Source organism: Aurantiacibacter xanthus (assembly GCF_003584015.1).
Lineage (GTDB): Bacteria > Pseudomonadota > Alphaproteobacteria > Sphingomonadales > Sphingomonadaceae > Alteraurantiacibacter > Alteraurantiacibacter xanthus.
Genome location: NZ_QXFM01000074.1, coordinates 15,152 through 33,949, shown reverse-complemented (window position 1 = coordinate 33,949; position 18,798 = coordinate 15,152). Strand labels below are relative to the sequence as shown.

The window sequence follows — 18,798 nt, the reverse complement described above, 5'->3', positions numbered from 1 at the left end:
AGGGCCAGACACATTGAGGCCCGGCAGGAGCGATCCTGCCGGGCCTTTTTGTTGTCTGCGCTCAGTCGAACCGGTGCTTGGTCGTCGCCAGCAATACGTGGGTGGTGATCTGCGCCACTCCGGGCACGGCGGCGAGCGTCTCGGTGTGGAACTTCTTGTACTGCTGCAATCCGGCGACTTCGACGCGCAGCAGATAGGAGGTCGCACCGGTGATATTGTGGCACTCCACCACCTGCGGCGCGGCAGCCACGGTGCGTTCGAACGCTTCGAGGTTTTCCTTGGTATGCGATGAAAGGGCCACGGTGACATAGGCAATGAACCCGGCCCCGCCCGCCAGCGGATCGACCCGCGCATGGTAGCCCGAGATGACACCCGAACGCTCCAGATCCTGCACCCGGCGCAAGCAGGCCGATGCTGACAGGCCCACCCGCTCAGCCAGCTCGACATTTGTGAGTCGGGCATGGCGCTGAAGCTCGCGCAGTATCCTGCGGTCAATCTCGTCATTCTTCGGCATATATTGCAGTGATACCCGCCAGTCCGCCAATCTCGCAAGGATATTGCGTGCGAAGCAACGTAATATTGCCGGCATGGATTCAAGCTTCGCCAGCCTTGCCCTGTTTGCGCTTGTCGGCTCAATCACGCCCGGCCCGAACAATATCATGCTGATGACATCGGGTGCGAACTTCGGTCTGCGCCGGTCACTGCCGCTGGCGCTCGGCATTATCGTGGGCTTTCCCATGCTCATCGCGCTGTCAGGTCTTGGCGCTGCCGCCATCCTGCTGGCTCACCCAGAGGCTGCTGTCGCATTCCGCGCAGGATGTGCCCTCGTGGTGCTGTGGCTGGCGTGGAAGCTGGCCCGCAGCAGCCCGTCAACGGCGCGCGCTGCGCCGGGCAAACCAGTCGGCTTTTTCGAGGCGTTGAGCCTGCAGTTCATCAACGCCAAGGCGTGGGTCGTGGCTATCGCCGCCAGTGCGCTGTTTGCGCCCGGTGGCTCGTACACCGACGTTGCCGTGCTCACCGGCGTGTTTCTGGTGGTGAACATTCCGTGCGCCGTCGCGTGGCTGGTAGCCGGGCGCGGGATCGAACGAGTGCTGCGCAAGGAGAGCCACCTGCGCGCGTTCAACTTCGTGATGGCCGCGCTGCTGCTCGGCTCGACCCTGCCCGCGCTGATCTGGCCTGCCTGAGCTAAGCCACCAGTCGCAGGTGCCCGATCCCCCGGATCGGCGCGAGGCTCACCCCGCCAAGGCCCGCCACATTGGCCAGCTTGTCAACCAGCGAGCCATCGAGCGCGAAGTCGCGGCCCAGGAGCACGCTTGGCTCCTGCTCCTCGCCGATGCGCAGGCGCACCAGCACCTCGCCGTGCCCCACCTGCCCCGGTTCGAGCATCGCCCGCAAGGTGGCAAGGCCCGCCTCGTCGTAGACGTCGGCGCGCAGGATCATCTTGGCCGAGCCGGTCACCTCGGCCAGCGGCTTCGCGCCACGCACGGTGACGCGTGGCGGTTCGTCGGGGCTCGGGCTGTCGAGTTCGACGTTGAGCAGCACGCAGGTGCCCTCCGAGGCCCAGCGCTGGAAGCTTTCGACCAGCCCCTCCTCGAAGCAGGCGGCGGAGAAGTTGCCGGTGCTGTCGGAGAAGTCCGCCCGGATGAATTCGGCACCGCGCTTCGTGCGGCCCTTGCTCGCGCCCTCGACCATCGCCGCGACCACCGCGTTCTCGCGTCCGCCGCGCACGCCGCCGGTCATCAGCGAGGCATAGGTCCGCGCCCCCTGCGCCGAGGCGGCGTGGCGGAATTGCTCGACCGGGTGGGCGGCGAAGTAGAACCCGAAGTTCTCGCGCTCGGCCGCCATCTGCTCGGCGCGCGGCCATGGTTTTGCCTCCACCAGACGCACCTCGGGCTCGGCATGGTCATCGCCGCCGAACAGGCCCGCCTGCCCGCTTGAACGCTCGCGGCTCGCGGCATCGGCGACCGCCATCAGCATGTCGGCATTGGCGAGCACCTTGGCGCGGTTGGGTTCGAGCACATCGAAGGCCCCCGAGGCAGCAAGGCTTTCGAGCTGGCGGCGGTTCATCGCGCCTGCGGGCATGCGCTCGAACACGTCGGTGAGGCTGGTGAAGGCCCCGCGCGCCTCGCGCTCGGCCACCACCTGCTCCATCGCCTTTTCGCCCACGTTCCTGAGGCCCGCTAAGGCAAAGCGCACGGCATAGCCCTCGTCGGTCTGCTCGACGTGGAACTCGGCCTCCGAATGGTTGATGCAGGGGCCGAGCAGCTTCAGCCCGTTGCGCCGCAGGTCGTCGACGAAGACTGCCAGCTTTTCCGACTGGTGCATGTCGAAGCACATCGACCCGGCGTAGAACTCCTCCGGGTAATGCGCCTTCAGCCATGCGGTCTGATAGGCGAGCAGCGCATAGGCGGCGGCGTGCGACTTGTTGAAGCCATAGCCCGCGAACTTGTCGATCAAGTCGAACAGCGCGTTGGCCTCGGCCTTCTCGATGCCCGAGACCTCCTTGCAGCCCTCGCAGAAGCGCAGGCGCTGGGCGTCCATCTCGGCCTGGATCTTCTTGCCCATGGCGCGGCGCAGCAGGTCGGCGTCGCCGAGCGAATAGCCCGCGAGGATCTGCGCGGCCTGCATCACCTGTTCCTGATAGACGAAAATGCCGTAGGTCTCTTCCAAGATGCCCTTCAGCTTTTCGTGCGGGTAGATGATCTCCTCTTCGCCCGCCTTGCGCCTGCCGAAGCTCGGGATGTTGTCCATCGGGCCGGGGCGGTAAAGCGACACCAGCGCGATAATATCCTCGAATTTTGTGGGCTTTACCGCAGTCAGCGTGCGGCGCATGCCTTCCGATTCGAGCTGGAACACGCCGACCGTATCGCCGCGCTTCAACAGTTCGAACACCGCCGGATCGTCCCAGGCGAGCTTGTCCAGTTCCACCGCGATCCCGCGCCGCGCGAGAAGGTCGACCGCCTTGCGCAGCACCGACAGCGTCTTGAGGCCGAGGAAGTCGAACTTGACCAGCCCGCTGTCTTCCACGTGCTTCATGTCGAACTGCGTCACCGGCATGTCCGAGCGCGGATCGCGGTAAAGCGGGACCAATTGGCTCAGCGGACGGTCGCCGATCACCACGCCCGCCGCGTGGGTGGAGGAGTTGCGCGGGAAACCCTCCAGCTGCATCGCCAGATCGACGAGCCGTTTGACCTCGTTGTCGTTCGAATATTCGCGCTTGAAGTCCGCGGCGCCGTTGAGGGTGCGCGGCAGGGTCCAGGGGTCGGTCGGGTGGTTGGGCACCATCTTGGTCAGCCGGTCGACCTGACCATAGGGCATTTGCAGGATGCGCCCGCAATCGCGCAGCACCGCGCGGGCCTTCATCTTGCCGAAGGTGATGATCTGCGCGACATGGTCGTGGCCATATTTGGCCTGCACATAGCGGATCACCTCGCCGCGCCGCGTTTCGCAGAAGTCGATGTCGAAGTCGGGCATGGAGACGCGTTCGGGGTTGAGGAAACGTTCGAACAGCAGCCCGAGCCGGATCGGATCGAGATCGGTGATGGTGAGCGCCCAGGCCACCAGCGAGCCCGCACCCGAGCCGCGTCCCGGCCCCACCGGAATGCCCTGTGATTTGGCCCACTTGATGAAGTCGGCAACGATCAGGAAGTAGCCGGGAAAGCCCATCCGCTTGATGATCCCGACCTCGAAATCGAGGCGTTTCTTGTACTCCAGCACCTCGTCCCAGATCCCGCTCGTCCTGAGCTTGTCGAAGGACTGTTCTTCCTTCTCCAGCGCCTCGGCGGAAGAAAAAGACAGGGCTTCGACAAGCTCAGCCTGAGCGGCCTCAGGGTAAAGCGGTTTAAGGCGGGCGATGAGCCCGTCGCGCGCGTCCTCCTCCAGCATCCGTGCCTCGCCCTCCTGATCGCCCGCGAGGCTGGGCAGGATCGGCTTGCGCTTGGGCGGCGCGAAGGCGCAGCGCTGCGCCACCACCAGCGTGTTGGCCAAAGCCTCGGGCAGATCGGCGAACAGCTCCTCCATCATGCTGGCAGGCTTGATGTAGGTCTCGGCGTTCGAGGTGGGCCGGTCGGCGCTGTCGAGCTGCGACGAGTTGGCGATGCACAGCATGGCGTCGTGCGCCTTGTGCATATGCGGCTCGCCATAGTGCGCGGGGTTGGTCGCCACCAGCGGCAGGTCGCGGGCATAGGCGAGGTCGATCAGCGCGCCCTCGGCGGCCTCCTCCACCGGATCGCCGCGCCGCGCCAACTCGATGTAGAGCTTGCCGGGGAACAGCGCCTGAAGCCGGTCGAGCAGCTCGCCCGCGCGCGCCGCCTTGCCGTCGGCCAGCAGCCGCGCCAGCGCGCCCTCGCCCGCGCCGGTCAGCGCAATGAGGTCGCCGGTGTGGCCCTTGAGGTCAGTCATCTGCACATGCGGGTCTCGCTCCAGCGGACGGTCGAGGTGCGCGCGGCTGACGAGGTGGCACAGGTTGTTCCACCCCTCCTCGCCCTGCGCGAACAGCGGCAGATAATCGACCACTTCCCCGGTCTCATCCCGCGCGACGCCCAGCAGCGTGCCGATCAGCGGTTGCACCCCCTCGCCCTTGCAGGCGCCCGCAAAGGCGGAGGAACCGTAAAGCCCGTTGCGGTCGCAGATGGCCACGGCGGGAAAGCCGCGCTCTTTCGCCAGTTTGGCGATCTGCTTGGGGTCGATCGCGGCCTCCAGCATCGAGAAGCTGGAGAAGACTCGCAAGGGGACAAAGGGGGCATATGGCATGGGCCGGTGAATGTGCGGAGCGCGGCCGCGCCGATCAAGGGCTCAGCGCCCGGGCTTGGGGAAAAAGCCCAATAATCTTGCTACAGCCAAAAATTCATGTTCAACTTGGCCAACATCAGGTTTCGTTGGGGGACGAATACATGAATGACACACCAGTCCAGTCAGGATCTTCGCCACTTGTAGCGCGCGCCAGGGCCATTTTGACGGCCCCTGCGGCCGAATGGCAAACCATCGCCGGTGAGAGCGATTCGCCCAGGGAGGTCTTCCTTCGTTATGTGGTGCCGCTCGCCGCCATCGGGCCGGTAGCCGCATTCATCGGCGGGCAGGTGTTCGGCTACGGCGCGCTGGGGTTCACCTACCGGCCCAGCCTGATGACCGGCATCGCGACCATGGTCACCGGCTATGTGATGGCGCTGGCAGGCGTGTGGCTGGTGGCTTTCGTGGCCAATTTTCTCAGTCCCAAGTTCGGCGGCAAGGACGACTATCCCGCCGCCTTCCGCCTCGTCGCCTATGCGATGACCGCGAACATGGTCGGCGGCATCGTCGGGCTGGTCCCGGCGCTGGGGATCATCGGCCTGCTGTTCGCGATCTACAGCCTGTACCTGTTTTACAAGGGCGCTGTCCCGGTGATGGGCGTGGCGACGGACAAGGTGCCCGTCTACACTCTGGTGACGGTGATCGCGGCCTTCATCATCATGCTCATCGCCGGAGCGATCTCGACTGCCATCACCGCACCATCGATGATTGCCGCTGCCGATGCACAGGATCGGATGTCGATGGACATGGGCGGCCTTGGCTCGATGCACACGAGCGCGGACGGCACGACCATGACGATCACCGGGCCGGATGGCGAGAAGGTGAACATCCAGGTCGAGAAGCCGAACGACTAAAGAAAGCCCTTTCCCTGTGGGGGAAGGGTTGGGATTGGGGGTTCCACGCCAACCACTGTCGAGCCCCCATCCCCCAGCCCCTCCCCACGGGGAGGGAAGTGAGGGGGATCAGGCCAACATCTAGTCCTCGTCAGGCCTGGCGGCGATCTTGCGGCGGGTGTCGCGGATCGTCGACCATGCGCCGTAGGCAATAAGCGCGGCGAGGAACATCCACACCCAGACCGGGATGTCCTGCCCGAACACGGCGAGGTAGAGATAGGCCGAGACGAAGAAGAACCCCGCCAGCATCGTCGGCGCGACGGTGGAACGCCCAGCCCGCGCGCGCTTCACCAGCCAGCCAATCGAGGCGAGGAAGAACGGGATCGCGCCGATATAGATCGCGCCGAAGATGTAGGGATTGACGCCGTATTGCGCGCCAAGACCGAGGAACCAGTCGTTGAATGATGCCAGCACGCGCAACTCCGCTACCTTTGGCGCGCTTTATTGGGCACCTGCCGCTAACCTAGAGGATCGCGGCAGGCGATCAATCACTTGCGCGGAAAATCCTCCCGCGCGGCAAGCGCGGCGATCTCGTCGGCATGGAACTCGCGGTCGCCGGCCTTCTGGATATAGTACCCGCGGCGCTCATCCTCGGGCAGCGATGCGATCTGCCCCACCAGTTCGGCGAAGGTTCCGCTCCTGATCGACTTGGCGCGATCGAGCACACCGTCGCCGTCGCCCACCGCATGAAGAAAGGCGCGATCATCCCACTGGATGCCAACGCGGTTGGTGCCCTCGGCCTTATAGCTGCTGGGAAAATCGACCATGCACAAACCCTCCTATGTCTTGCTGCATGAACGCATGAGCAGGCGGCGGGTTTCCGCGCAAAATGGCTAAATCAGCCGCCCTTCGGACAGGCGCACCACCCGGTCCATCCGCGCCGCGAGCCGCTCGTTGTGGGTGGCCACCAAGGCAGAACTGCCCTGCCCGCGCACCAGCCCGAGGAACTCGGCAAAGACCTTGTCCGCAGTGACCTCATCGAGGTTGCCGGTCGGCTCGTCGGCCAGCACCAGCCGCGGCTTGTTCGCCAATGCGCGGGCCACTGCCACACGTTGCTGTTCGCCACCCGAAAGCTGGCTCGGACGGTGGGTGAGACGGTGCGCGAGGCCGAGCGCCCCGAGCAATTCGCGGGCGCGGACTTCGGCATCGCTGCGGCTCACGCCGAGCAGCAATTGCGGCAGGATCACGTTCTCCTCGGCGGAGAAATCCGGCAGCAGGTGGTGGAACTGGTACACAAAGCCAAGGTTTTCGCGCCGCAGCGTGGTGCGCTCCGCGGCATTGGCCTTGCTGGCATCGGTCCCGGCCAGCTCGATCCGGCCCGAGAAACCGCCTTCGAGCAGGCCGACCGCCTGCAACATGGTCGACTTGCCCGAACCCGAGGGGCCAAGCAGCGCCACGATCTCGCCAGGCTGGATCGTCAGGTCGACCCCGCGCAGAACCTCGATAACCTCGCCGCCCTGCTCGAAATTGCGGGCCAGCGACGTGAGGCGAACAACCGGATTACTCATAGCGCAGCACCTCGACCGGATCGGTGTTGGCCGCACGATAGGCCGGGTAAAGCGTGGCGAGGAACGACAGGCCCATTGCCATGCCGGCAATCGCGATCACCTCGAACGGATCGGTGCGCGATGGCAGTTCGGACAGGAAGCGGATTTGCGGGTCCCACAGGTTCTGGCCCGTCACCACCTCGATCACCTTCACGATCGACTGGCGGAAATAGAGCACCACGAAGCCGAGCGTCAGCCCCGCCATGGTGCCGATCACGCCGATGGCCGAGCCGGTGGTGACAAAGATCTTCATCAGCGAGTTGCGCCGCGCGCCCATCGTCCGCATGATCGCAATGTCGCGCGTTTTCGAGCGCACCAGCATCACCAGCGACGACAGGATGTTGAACGCCGCCACCAGCACGATGATCGACAGCGCGAAGGCCATGGCCACCCGCTCGACCTGCAAGGCCTCGAACAGCGAGGCGTTGAGGCTCTTCCAGTCGGTCAGCACCGCGCGGCCCGAGATCGCCTGCTGCACCAGAGCGAGGATCTGGTCCACCTTGTCGGGATCGTCGACCTGCACCTCGATCATGCCGATGGTGTCGCCCGTCAACAGCAGCGTCTGCGCATTGGGGATCGGCATGATGATGAAGCGCTCGTCGAAGTCGTAAAGCCCGACCTCGAAGATGCCGGTGACGGTATAGCCGACCTGCCGAGGATAGGTGCCGAACGGCGTGGTGCGGCCCTGCGGATTGATGATCGTGATCGTATCGCCCAGCCGCAGCCCGAGGTTAAACGCCAGCCGCGAGCCGATGGCCACGTTGCGCTCGCCCGGCTTCAGGTCGTCGAGCGAACCGGCGACGAGATTTTCCTTCATCTCGGCGATGTCTTCGGGCGTGTTCCCGCGCACGAACACCGCGTCGGCCCGCCCTTCGTAGCTTGCCAGCAGCGGCTTCTCGATCATGGGCGAGGCCTTGGTCACGCCCTTGGTCTCGCGCACCACTTCGAGCACCTGCTGCCAGTCGTCGATCTTGTCGCCATAGCCCTGGATCACGGCATGGCCATTGAGCCCGGTGATGCGGTCGAGCAGCTCGGCGCGGAAACCGTTCATCACGCTCATCACGATCACCAGCATGGCGACCGACAGCATCACGACGGTGATGGAAATGCCCGCCACCAGCGCAATCACGGCTTCACCGCGACCGGGCAGCATGTAGCGCTTGGCGACGGTCCATTCGAAAGGGCTTAGGATCAAGGGGCCAGGTTTCTGTTAGATTGAGGAGTTACCAAGCGTCTAGGCCGCAAGCCCGGCCCCCGCAATGGAAAAGCCGGGCCTTGCGGCCACTATGCGCCGGATCAGGCAGAGGGCATATGGCGATAGACCGCGCGCTCGTGGCTGAAGGCCTTGAACCCGAAATAGCCGTGATACGAGCCCGTGCCGCTGGCATTCACCCCGCCGAACGGCAGGTTGTTTTCCAGATAGTGCGAGAACACCCCGTTCACCGTCACCCCGCCCGAGCTGGTGCGCTGGAGCACCTTCTCGACCGTTTCGTCATTCGGGCTGAACACATAGAGCGCGAGCGGCTTGTCGCGCGCCTCGATGTAGCCGATCGCCTGATCGAGAGTGTCGTAGGTCATCACCGGCAGCAGCGGGGCGAAGATTTCCTCCTGCAGGATCGTCATCTGCGGGGTCACGTCGGTGAGCATGGTCGGGTGGACGGTCAGCGTGTCCTCCTCGAACGTGCCGCCCACGGCGACCTTGGCGCCCTTGGCCAGGGCATCGTCGAACAGGCCTTTCACCCGCGCGAAGTTGCCCTTGTTGACGACCTGCGCGATGGCCTCGTGCCTGATCTCGCCGTCCTCGTAGAGGTTGTTCTGCACATTGCTGGCGAAGGCTTCGACCAGCGCCTGCTTCTGCGCTTCCTTCACGAACACGTAGTCGGGGCAGATGCAGGCCTGCCCGCCGTTGAACTGCTTGGCTCCGGCCAGCGCCGCGCCGATGGCGGCGACATCGGCACCCTCGTCGATGATGACCGGCGACTTGCCGCCCAGCTCCAGCGTAATGCTGGCAAGGTTCTTGGCCGCTGCCGCCATCACGATCCTGCCGACCTTTGTGCTGCCGGTGAAGAAGATGTGGTTGAACGGCAGATCGAGCAGTGCCTCGGCCACGCTCACATCGCCTTCGAACACGGCGGCTTCGTTCTCGTCGAACACCTCTTCGACAATGGACTTGGCGATCCTTGCCGTCGCCGGGCAGAGGTCGGTCAACTTGAGCATACACACGTTGCCCGCTGCCACCGCCGCTGCCAGCGGGCCGAAGGTGAGGCCGAGCGGAAAATTCCACGGGCCGAGGATCAGGCACACCCCGCGCGCCTCATAGATAATCTCGGCCTTGTCGTCGGGGTTGGAGGAGGAGCCGACCTCGGTCGGTTTCATCCAGTCGTCGAGGCTGTCGATGTTGCGCTGGATATTGCCGAGGATGTTGAGCACCTCGGTCACCCGGATTTCGCCTTCGGGCTTGCGGGTGTCCTCGCGCACGGCGGCGATGATCTCCTCCGCCCGCGCGCCGATCACCTCTTTCAGCTTCGCCAGCTTGGCCTTGCGTGTCTCGGCGCTTGACGCCTTGACCTCCCACTGGTGCTCCTGCTGCGCGGCGAACACGCGCTGGATATCGGCGGCAAGATCGGCGGCGGTTGGCTGGGTGGTCATCGGGCTCTCTCTTCCGGTTGATTTTGTCCGCCCATGTGGGGCCGCAGCGCCATGCTGGCAAGAGCCACGTCGCCACCGACTGCTGGCCCCGGACGCGAAAAAGGCGCCCCCTGGTGAGGGAGCGCCTTTTTGCTGTGCGCCGGGATGGTCGCCCACCCCGGCAGCAACTCGCTTAGAAGCGATAGCCCAGCGTCAGGCCATAGGTGCGCGGCGGCAGGTAAGTCGCGCCGATCACGCGGCCCGTCGACAGCGCGAAGGTGCTCGACCGGCGCAGCGTGTCGCCGATGTTGCGGACATAGGCCAGCGCGTAGAGCCCGCCGTTGTTGTCCTCCCAACGCAGCGAGGCGTCGAACATCGTGTAGGCCTCCGAGCCTTCCACCAGACGGTGGAACTCGGTGAAGAACACGTCCGAACGGCCATACATGTCACCAGCGATGGTGAGCGTACCGCCCATCAGATCCTGCGAGGCATCAAGCTCGGCGCGCAGGTTATACGACCATTCGGGCGTATTGCGCGTCGGGTTGCCGGCCAGCTGGATGTTGCAGGGGCCGTTCGCGTTGAGCGCGTCCGGCGAACACGGGGCGCCGAAAGCGGTCGGGTCGGGATTCGTCACCGGATCGTAGTTTGCCTGACCCGGCTGCTCCACGTTGCGCGGATCGAGCGGGTCTTGCGTGACGAAATCGTCGTACTTGCTGTCGGTGTAGCTCAGACCGCCCGACAGGCGGAAGATATCCACCGGACGGAACGAGAAATCGGCTTCGAACCCGGTCGCGCTGGTTTCGGCAGCGTTCTCGAAGATCGTCTTGAAGCCGGCGGGGCCGCCACCCACGGTCTTGTTGATCTGCAGACCCTTCAGATTGTAGGTGTAACCGGCAAGGTTCAGCGTCAGCATGCGGTCGAACAGCTGCAGCTTGGCGCCGATTTCGTGGTTCACCACGCTTTCGGGGTCGACAATGGTGGTCGAACCGGCGGCGTTCTCACCCGAGCCGGCCTTGAAGCCTTCCGAATAGGTGTAATAGAACAGCATGTCCGTGTTCGGCGCCCAGCTGATGCCGGCTTCGGGGGTAAAGTCCTCGAAGGTCCGCTCGCGGAAAGTGCCCTCGTTGGTGGTGACGATGACCGCCGCCGCAGCCGGGTTGGCATTGGCGGTGAGGATGATCGACGGGTTGCGGCTGTCGACCTCTTCATGGCTCCAGCGACCACCGAGCTTGATCGACACGCCATCGAGGCCGAACTTGCCCATGTCGAAGTTCAGCTGACCGAAGGCCGCATAGGCTTCGGTGCCGAGGTTCGAGCGCAGGCACACGCGGTTGGGCGAGGCACCGGGCCGGAAGCCGCACATATAGAGCGCATCGGCCAGCGAGACCGAGCCGATCAGGGCGGCGCTGGGCGGAGCCCCGTCCAACCCGACCGGGCGCGTGGCCAGCGTGTTGATGTTGCCGGGCATGCCGGTCGTGCTCGAGAAGCCGACAGTGTCACGCGGCTTCTGGCGCTCGTTGAAGTAGTAGAGCCCGGCCACACCGGTGACGAAGTCGGTATCGATCGCCAGCTGCAGTTCGTTCGAGAACTGCTCGGCATCGATCGTGCGGACCTGCATGGTGGTGGCGTTCGGGAGCTGGTTCACCACGGCCGAGGTATCCAGATCCTGGATCAGCTGGCTGTCGAACTTGCGATAGTTGGCAAGGTTGGTCAGCCGCAGGCTGTCGCTCAGATCGATGCCGAGGTTGGCGCTGAGCGAATAGGTTTCGGTATTGACCGAGGGCGGCTCGTCGCTCGAAAGATCGCGCGGGTTGGCCGCAAAGCCGCCGGTGCCGATCGGGGCAAGACGCGCCACACCGGGGAAGGCAGGCGCGAAATAGTGCACCGCGCCCGAGTTGTCGTCCTGAGCGAAATACTCGGCGCTGAGCAGCAGGTCCCAGCCCTGATCGAAGTCGAACAGCAGCTGTCCGCGAACCATCTTGCGCGAGCTGTCGTCGACGTCCCAGCCATGGACCGGATCGACGCCGTAACCGGCACGCTCATCGACGCGGCCGGCCAGACGGAACATGATGCCATCGGTGATCGGGCCGCCGATGCCGACTTCCGCCGACTTCGTCTCATAGTTGCCGAGCGTGAACTGGGCATCGACCGTCAGGTAGTCGGTCGGCTTCTTGGTGATGAGGTTGATCGAGCCGCCAACCGCGTTGCGGCCATAGAGGCTGCCCTGCGGGCCGCGCAGCACTTCGACGCGCTCAAGATCGAACATCGAGGTCAGCTGCGCTTCGGCGCGGGCGACATAGGCGCCATCGACGTGCATGGCGACACCGGTGCTCGACCCGGTGGTCGAGGTGTTGGCGCCCACGCCGCGGATGAACACCTTGGCCTGGTTGAAGTCGTTGCCGAAGGTGACCGACGGCACGGCGGCCTGGATATCGGACAGGTTGGAGATGCCGCGATCGGCGAGCAGTTCACCGCCGACGGCCGACACGGCCACCGAGACGTCCTGCATGTCCTGCGCGCGCTTGTTGGCGGTAACGATGATCATGTCATCGTTGGCCTTGGCCGCATCCTGTGCCAGCGCCGGAGCGGCGACAGCAAGAGCGACAAGCGATACGGTGCCGAGACCGGCCGCGCGGGCGAAATTCCTGGGTGTCATCAAACTTCCTCTTCCTGAAACACTGATTGCACAGCGGCAGCTGGCAAATTTCAGAGAAGCCGCATTTGATATGAAGCAAAGATTATACAATGCGCAGTCGCGATGTGGCACGGATTAAGCCGCGATGTTGCCTTAATACAACAATTATCTAGCCTGCTACCAATTACCCGCCGCGTAGCATTTGTACGCCCCAGTCGCGCTCCAGCAGATACAGCAATGTGCGGGCCGCTTTGCCCCGAGGCCCGTCGAGGCCGCCATCGCGTTCGACCAGCAGGCGGGCATCGTCGTTGGCCATTTCACCATACTTTTGAACCTGTTCGAGGCTGGCGATGGAAAACCCCTCCTCGCCGCTCTGCCGCGTGCCGAGCAGTTCGCCGCCGCCGCGCAGTTCGAGATCCTGCTCGGCGAGGTAGAACCCGTCCTGGCTCTCGCGCATCAGGGCGAGACGCTGCTTGCCGACTTCGGACAGCTCGCCGCTGCGCAGGAGCAGGCAGACCGACCTTTCGGACCCGCGCCCCACCCGTCCCCGCAACTGGTGCAACTGGGCGAGGCCGAATCGCTCGGCCTGTTCGATCACCATGAGGGTGGAACTCGGCACGTCGACCCCGACCTCGATCACGGTGGTCGCCACCAGCAGCTTGGCCTCGCCAGCAGCGAAGCGCGCCATGGCGGCATCCTTCTGCTCGGGCGCGAGCTGGCCGTGGACCAGCACCACGTCCTCACCGAACCGCTCCCTTAGCGAGGCGAAGCGCGCTTCGGCGGCGGCGAGGTCGTCACTGGCGGTGTCGCTGTCGCGCACCATCGGGCAGACCCAGTAGGCCTGTTGCCCGGATGCAACATGTCGCGCCACACCCTCGACCACATCGCTGAGCCGGTCGAGCGCGACCACGCGGGTGTCGATCGGCTGGCGTCCGGGCGGCATCTCGTCGAGGCGGCTGACGTCCATCTCGCCATATTGCGCCAGCACCAGGGTGCGCGGGATCGGCGTGGCGGTCATGGCGAGGGTATGCGGGGTGACGCGGCCCTTCTGCGTCAGCATCAGCCGCTGCGAGACGCCGAAGCGGTGCTGCTCGTCGATCACCACCAGCCCGAGATTGCGGTAGCTGACCGTGGGCTGGAAAATGGCGTGGGTGCCGACGAGGATCTGCACCGAGCCGTCGACCAGCCCCATCAGGATGCCCTCGCGCGCCTTGCCCTTGTCGCGGCCGGTCAGCAGTTCGATGGCGACCCCGGTGGGCGCGGCCATCTTGCGCAGCGTTTCGAAGTGCTGGCGCGCGAGGATCTCGGTCGGTGCGAGCAGCGCGGCTTGCGCCCCCGCCTCGACCGCCGCCAGCATCGCCTCCAGCGCCACCACGGTCTTGCCCGCGCCGACATCGCCTTGCAGCAGCCGCAGCATCGGGCTCGCCTGCGCCATGTCGCCGGTGATCTCGGCAATCGAGCGTTTCTGCGCGCCGGTGAGTGGGAACGGCAGCGCGAGCTTGTCGCGCAGGGTTCCGTCGCCTTGCAGGCTCTGGCCCTTGCGCGCCTTGTTGCTCTGCCGCACCAGCATCAGCGCGAGCGCATTGGCGAACAGCTCGTCATAGGCGAGCCGGTCGCGCGCCTTGGCCGCCTCGCCCGCATGCGCAAGTTTCAACGCCTCGGCCCACGCGGGCCAGCCCTGGCGGGACAGCAGGCCCGGCTCGATCCATTCGGCAAGCTCGGGCATCCGCGCCAGCGCCTGCTCGACCATCGCGCCCACGCGCGGCTGGGTCAGCCCCTCGGCAAGGCGGTAGATCGGCTCGATCAGGCGGCCCATCGCCCCGGCGCTGTCTTCGGCAACATGGTCGGGGTGCACGATCTGGAGCATGTCGCCGTATTGATCGAGCCGCCCGGCGACCCAGCGCTTCTCGCCCACCGGGAGCTGCTTTTTCGCATTGTAGCTGGCGCGCCCGAAGTAGGTCAGCGCGCAGATATTGCCCTTGGCGTCGGCGGCCAGCACCCGGTACGGCCCGCGCCCCGGATTGCGCGGTGCGCGGTGCTCGGTGGGGGTAAGCGCGACGACGATCTGTTCGCCCACCAGCGCCTCATCCAGATCGGCCACGCTGCGCCGCGCCACGAACCGCTCGGGAAGATGATAGAGCACGTCACGCACCCGCTCCAGCCCGAGCCGTTCGAGCGGTTTCTTCAGCTTGGGGCCGATGCCATCGAGGCTGTCGATCTCGGCAAACAGGGGGTTCAGCTCTTCAGGGCGCATGGATGAGCCTCTAGCCGATCCTCCCCGAAACGGGGAGGGGGACCATGCACAGCATGGTGGAGGGGCAGGCGAGGACCAGACCGAACCTGCCCCTCCACCACCCTGCGGGCGGTCCCCCTCCCCTTGCAGGGGAGGATTTTCCCGTTAGGAGGCGGCTATGAGCAATCCGGACCATTCCACCCGCCTCGCCCGCGCGAAGTTCCGCGCCTGGCACCGGGGCACCCGCGAGGCCGACTACACCATCGGTTGCTTCTTCGACACCTTCCACGAAGGCTGGGACGAAGCGCAGCTCATATGGTTCGAAAAGCTGCTCGATGCGGAAGACGTCGACATCCTCGCCTGGGCGCTGGGCACCGCCGAGGCTCCGGCCGAGTTTCACGGCCCCCAACTGGAGGCCTTGCGCAAACTGGATTACGTGCGCATCTGAGCGCCCTTCTCCGCCGCAGCCGATCGCGTAACGCCTCATGCCCGACATCTCCCGCATCCTCTCGGCGGACACACCGCTCACGCTGTCCTCGCTGGTGCGCGGGGCGCAGCCGCTGGTGCTTGCGGACCTCACGCGCGCCTCCAAAGGCCGCGCGGTGTTCGTCGCGCCCGACGATGCGGCGATGCGCGCCGTGGCCGATGCCGCGCAATATTTCGCGCCCGAGCTGGAGGTGATCGAGTTCCCCGCGTGGGACTGCCTTCCTTATGACCGCGCCAGCCCCGCCCTCTCGGTCAGCGCGCGGCGGTTGTCGGCGCTGTACCGGCTGCAACAGGGCAAGCCGGGCACGCAATTGCTGGTCACCACGATCAACGCCGTGCTGCAGCGCGTGCTCACCCCGTTCCGCATCCGCGAGGCGGTGCGCGAGCTGAAACCGGGCGTGAGCATCGGCCACGAGAGCCTCGCCGCGCTGCTCCAACGGCAAGGCTATTCGCGCACCGATACGGTGGTGGATACCGGCGAGTTCGCGGTGCGCGGGTCGATCTTCGATATCTACCCGAGCGGGCTCGAAGCGGGCCTCAGGCTCGACTTCTTCGGCGACGAGCTGGAAAGCCTGCGCCTGTTCGATCCGAGCACCCAGCGCACCACCGAGGTGGTGGACAGCCACCTCCTGCTCCCCGCCAGCGAGGCGCTGCTCGACGACGATACGATCAAGCGCTTCCGCAGCCGCTACCGCGAACGCTTCGGCGCCGCCGCCACCCAAGACCCGCTCTACGAGGCGGTCAGCGAGGGCCGCAGGCTCGCCGGGATGGAGCATTGGCTGCCGCTGTTCGAAGACCGGCTCGCCACGCTGTTCGACCACCTCGCCCCCGCCGACGTGCTGGTGATGGAGGCAGGCGCGGTGTCCGCGATGGAAGAGCGGCTCAAGGACATTGCCGACTATCACCGCCAGCGCGGCGAAGTGGCAGGCCAGGCCAAGGGCAGCTACCGCCCGCTCGCCACCGCCGACCTCTATCTGGCGCCCGACGAAGCGTCCGGCCTGTTCGCCAGGTGGCCCGCCCATGTGGCCGACCAGTTCGCCCGCCCCGAGGACGCAAAGTCGCTCGACTTCGGCTTCCGCTCGGCGCGCGACTTCACGCCCGAACGCTCGCGCGGCGAGAACGTTTACGAGGCGGCGGCCAAGCATCTCACCGCCGTCGGCAAGCAGGGCAAGCGCCCGCTGCTGGCCGCCTATTCGCAAGGCTCGCGCGCGCGGATCGTCTCGATCCTTGAGGAGGCCGGAGCCCCCGCCACGCTCGCCGCGAGCTGGCAGGAGGCGCTGGGTCAATCCGCCAAGGGGCGGCTCGCGGCGATGGTCCTGCCGCTCGACACCGGCTTTGCCAATGACGACATCGAGCTGATCACCGAGCAGGACCTGCTCGGCGACCGGCTCGTGCGCCGCCGCAAGAAAAAGAAGGACGCCGACGCCTTCCTCGCCGAATTGCAGGCGCTGCGGCGGGGCGATCTGGTGGTCCATGTCGACCACGGGATCGGCAAGTACCTCGGCCTCGAACCCATCGCCGTGGGCAAGAGCCAGCACGATTGCGTGATGCTGGAATATGCCGGCGGCGACAAGCTCTACATCCCGGTAGAGAACATCGACGTGCTTTCGCGCTATGGCAGCAGCGAGGAAGGCGCGCCGCTCGACAGGCTCGGCGGCGAGGCCTGGCAGAAGCGCCGCGCCCGCCTGAAGGAGCGCATCCGCGCCATCGCGGGCGAGCTGATGCTGGTCGCCGCCCAGCGCGCCTTGCGCAAGGCCCCGGTGCTGCCGGTCGACGAGGCGAGCTACAACCAGTTCCTCGACCGCTTCCCCTGGGAAGAGACCGAGGATCAGGATCAGGCCATCGCCGATGTGCTGGGCGACCTCGAAAGCGGCAAGCCGATGGACCGGCTGGTCTGCGGCGATGTCGGTTTCGGCAAGACCGAGGTCGCGCTGCGCGCCGCTTTTGTGGCGGCCATGGCGGGCCAGCAGGTGGTGATGGTGGCCCCCACCACCCTGCTCGCGCGCCAGCACTACCAGAACTTCTGCGAGCGCTTTGCCGGGTTCCCGCTGCGCATCGGTCGCCTCTCGCGTCTGGTCGGGGCGAAGGAGGCCAAGGACACGCGCGATGCGCTGGCGGCGGGCACGATGGACGTGGTGATCGGCACCCACGCGATCCTCTCCAAGAACACGAAGTTCAAGAACCTCGGCCTGGTGCTGGTCGACGAGGAGCAGCGCTTCGGGGTCAACCACAAGGAAAAGCTCAAGCAGCTGCGCGCCGACGTCCATGTGCTGACGCTGACCGCCACGCCGATCCCGCGCACCTTGCAGATGGCGATGAGCGGCTTGCGCGAACTCTCCACCATCCAGACCCCGCCGGTCGACCGCCTCGCCGTGCGCACCTATGTGATGGAGTGGGACGAGATGGTCGTGCGCGAGGCCTTGCTGCGCGAACACCATCGCGGCGGTCAGAGCTTTATCGTCGTGCCCCGCATCTCCGACATGGCCGAGATCGAGGACTGGCTGCACAAGACGGTGCCGGAAGTGAAATACGTCACCGCGCACGGCCAGATGGCGCCGAGCGAGATCGAGGAACGCATGAGCGCGTTCTACGAGAAGAAGTACGATGTGCTGCTCTCGACCACGATCGTGGAAAGCGGGCTCGACCTGCCTAGCGCGAACACCATCATCATCCACCGCGCCGACCGCTTTGGCCTCGCCCAGCTGTACCAGCTGCGCGGGCGCGTGGGCCGCTCGAAGATCCGCGCCTACGCCTATCTCACCACACCCGAGAACACCGCGCTGTCCGAAGTCGCGGAGAAGCGGCTGAAGGTGCTGGGCGACCTCGATTCGCTGGGTGCCGGGTTCCAGCTGGCGAGCCACGATCTCGATATCCGCGGCGCGGGCAACCTGCTCGGTGACGAGCAATCGGGCCATATCCGCGAGGTCGGGTTCGAACTCTACCAGTCGATGCTCGAAGACGCGATTATGGCCGCCAAGGCGGGCGATGTCGGACTGGAGCGCGACAGCACCGGCCTGTCACCGCAGATCACGGTCGATGCGCCGATCATGATCCCCGAGGATTACGTGCCCGATCTGGCGGTGCGCATGGCGCTCTATCGCCGCCTCAACCAGGCCGAGAACAAGGGCGACCTCGACGCCATGGCCGCCGAGATGATCGACCGTTTCGGCGACCTGCCCGCAGCCACCAAGAACCTCATTCGCCTGATCGAGGTGAAGCAGCAGGCGATCACCGCCAACATCGCCAAGATCGACGTCGGCGCGCGCGGCACGCTGGTCACCTTCCACAAGGACGATTTCCCCGATCCCGCGGGCCTGCTCGCCTATGTCGAGCGCCTGCAAGGCACGGCGCGCCTGCGGCCCGACATGAAGCTCGTGATCGAGCGCGCCTGGGGCAACCCGGAGAGCAGGCTCAACGGGCTGTTCCAGCTGACCAAGGGCCTGAGCGGGATCGCCCGCAAGGCGGCGAAGAAGGCCTAGCGCGCGAGGACAAAGCACCGACTCGCAAAGCCCTTCCCCTTGGGGAAGGGTTGGGATGGGGGTTCCACGCCAGCGTCGAGCCCCCACCCCCAGCCCCTCCCCGCGGGGA

At 65.8% G+C, this 18,798-nt stretch carries 13 protein-coding genes; 4 read left to right on the top strand and 9 right to left on the bottom strand.

Annotation, left to right across the window (positions count from 1 at the left end; translation table 11 throughout):
• Positions 1-61 precede the first annotated feature (61 nt).
• Entirely contained in the window at positions 62-514 is a 453-nt protein-coding gene (locus D2V17_RS08400) for an Lrp/AsnC family transcriptional regulator (protein ID WP_119592623.1), read from the bottom strand.
• Positions 515-587: 73 nt separating this feature from the next.
• Here D2V17_RS08400 and D2V17_RS08395 point away from each other — a divergent pair, with 73 nt between their 5' ends.
• Positions 588-1,184, top strand: a complete 597-nt coding sequence (locus D2V17_RS08395; protein ID WP_119592622.1) for a LysE family translocator — start codon at positions 588-590, stop codon at positions 1,182-1,184.
• A 1-nt stretch (position 1,185) separates the two neighbouring features.
• On the opposite strand, the gene dnaE is transcribed toward D2V17_RS08395, so the two are convergent.
• A complete protein-coding gene (dnaE, locus tag D2V17_RS08390) occupies positions 1,186-4,752 on the bottom strand; it encodes a DNA polymerase III subunit alpha (RefSeq protein WP_119592621.1) in 3,567 nt (1,188 codons plus the stop codon).
• Positions 4,753-4,952: 200 nt separating this feature from the next.
• Here dnaE and D2V17_RS08385 point away from each other — a divergent pair, with 200 nt between their 5' ends.
• A complete protein-coding gene (locus tag D2V17_RS08385) occupies positions 4,953-5,642 on the top strand; it encodes a Yip1 family protein (protein WP_191229128.1) in 690 nt (229 codons plus the stop codon).
• 120 nt (positions 5,643-5,762) lie between these two features.
• Here the strand turns inward: D2V17_RS08385 and D2V17_RS08380 are convergent, their stop codons facing one another.
• The 7 genes from D2V17_RS08380 to recG all read right to left on the bottom strand — a co-directional run bounded on the left by D2V17_RS08380 (position 5,763) and on the right by recG (position 14,745).
• A complete protein-coding gene (locus tag D2V17_RS08380; RefSeq protein WP_119592625.1) occupies positions 5,763-6,095 on the bottom strand; it encodes a hypothetical protein in 333 nt (110 codons plus the stop codon).
• A 74-nt stretch (positions 6,096-6,169) separates the two neighbouring features.
• Positions 6,170-6,448, bottom strand: a complete 279-nt coding sequence (locus D2V17_RS08375) for a hypothetical protein (RefSeq protein ID WP_119592619.1) — start codon at positions 6,446-6,448, stop codon at positions 6,170-6,172.
• 66 nt (positions 6,449-6,514) lie between these two features.
• Complete coding sequence (locus D2V17_RS08370) at positions 6,515-7,189, bottom strand: ABC transporter ATP-binding protein (RefSeq protein ID WP_119592618.1); 675 nt, start codon at positions 7,187-7,189, stop codon at positions 6,515-6,517.
• Entirely contained in the window at positions 7,182-8,423 is a 1,242-nt protein-coding gene (locus D2V17_RS08365) for a lipoprotein-releasing ABC transporter permease subunit (protein WP_119592617.1), read from the bottom strand. Before D2V17_RS08365 ends, D2V17_RS08370 begins: the two co-directional genes overlap by 8 nt.
• Positions 8,424-8,524: 101 nt before the next feature.
• Entirely contained in the window at positions 8,525-9,877 is a 1,353-nt protein-coding gene (locus tag D2V17_RS08360) for an aldehyde dehydrogenase family protein (RefSeq protein WP_119592616.1), read from the bottom strand.
• Positions 9,878-10,049: 172 nt separating this feature from the next.
• The gene (locus D2V17_RS08355; RefSeq protein ID WP_119592615.1) at positions 10,050-12,512 is read right to left on the bottom strand and encodes a TonB-dependent receptor; all 2,463 of its coding nucleotides are present in this window, start codon (positions 12,510-12,512) and stop codon (positions 10,050-10,052) included.
• 163 nt (positions 12,513-12,675) lie between these two features.
• Complete coding sequence (gene recG / locus D2V17_RS08350; RefSeq protein ID WP_119592614.1) at positions 12,676-14,745, bottom strand: ATP-dependent DNA helicase RecG; 2,070 nt, start codon at positions 14,743-14,745, stop codon at positions 12,676-12,678.
• 157 nt (positions 14,746-14,902) lie between these two features.
• Here recG and D2V17_RS08345 point away from each other — a divergent pair, with 157 nt between their 5' ends.
• On the top strand, positions 14,903-15,172 hold the full coding sequence (locus tag D2V17_RS08345; protein ID WP_119592613.1) for an FAD assembly factor SdhE: 270 nt from the start codon (positions 14,903-14,905) through the stop codon (positions 15,170-15,172).
• 37 nt (positions 15,173-15,209) lie between these two features.
• Positions 15,210-18,689 (top strand): transcription-repair coupling factor, encoded by a 3,480-nt coding sequence (gene mfd, locus D2V17_RS08340; protein WP_119592612.1) that lies wholly within the window; start codon positions 15,210-15,212, stop codon positions 18,687-18,689.
• Positions 18,690-18,798 lie beyond the last annotated feature (109 nt).

Coding starts and splice junctions, on each gene's coding strand:
- D2V17_RS08400 (WP_119592623.1), bottom strand. CDS start 514: ATGCCGAAGAATGACGAGATTGACCGCAGGATACTGCGCGAGCTTCAG.
- D2V17_RS08395 (WP_119592622.1), top strand. CDS start 588: ATGGATTCAAGCTTCGCCAGCCTTGCCCTGTTTGCGCTTGTCGGCTCA.
- dnaE (WP_119592621.1), bottom strand. CDS start 4,752: ATGCCATATGCCCCCTTTGTCCCCTTGCGAGTCTTCTCCAGCTTCTCG.
- D2V17_RS08375 (WP_119592619.1), bottom strand. CDS start 6,448: ATGGTCGATTTTCCCAGCAGCTATAAGGCCGAGGGCACCAACCGCGTT.
- D2V17_RS08370 (WP_119592618.1), bottom strand. CDS start 7,189: ATGAGTAATCCGGTTGTTCGCCTCACGTCGCTGGCCCGCAATTTCGAG.
- D2V17_RS08360 (WP_119592616.1), bottom strand. CDS start 9,877: ATGACCACCCAGCCAACCGCCGCCGATCTTGCCGCCGATATCCAGCGC.
- D2V17_RS08355 (WP_119592615.1), bottom strand. CDS start 12,512: ATGACACCCAGGAATTTCGCCCGCGCGGCCGGTCTCGGCACCGTATCG.
- recG (WP_119592614.1), bottom strand. CDS start 14,745: ATGCGCCCTGAAGAGCTGAACCCCCTGTTTGCCGAGATCGACAGCCTC.
- D2V17_RS08345 (WP_119592613.1), top strand. CDS start 14,903: ATGAGCAATCCGGACCATTCCACCCGCCTCGCCCGCGCGAAGTTCCGC.
- mfd (WP_119592612.1), top strand. CDS start 15,210: ATGCCCGACATCTCCCGCATCCTCTCGGCGGACACACCGCTCACGCTG.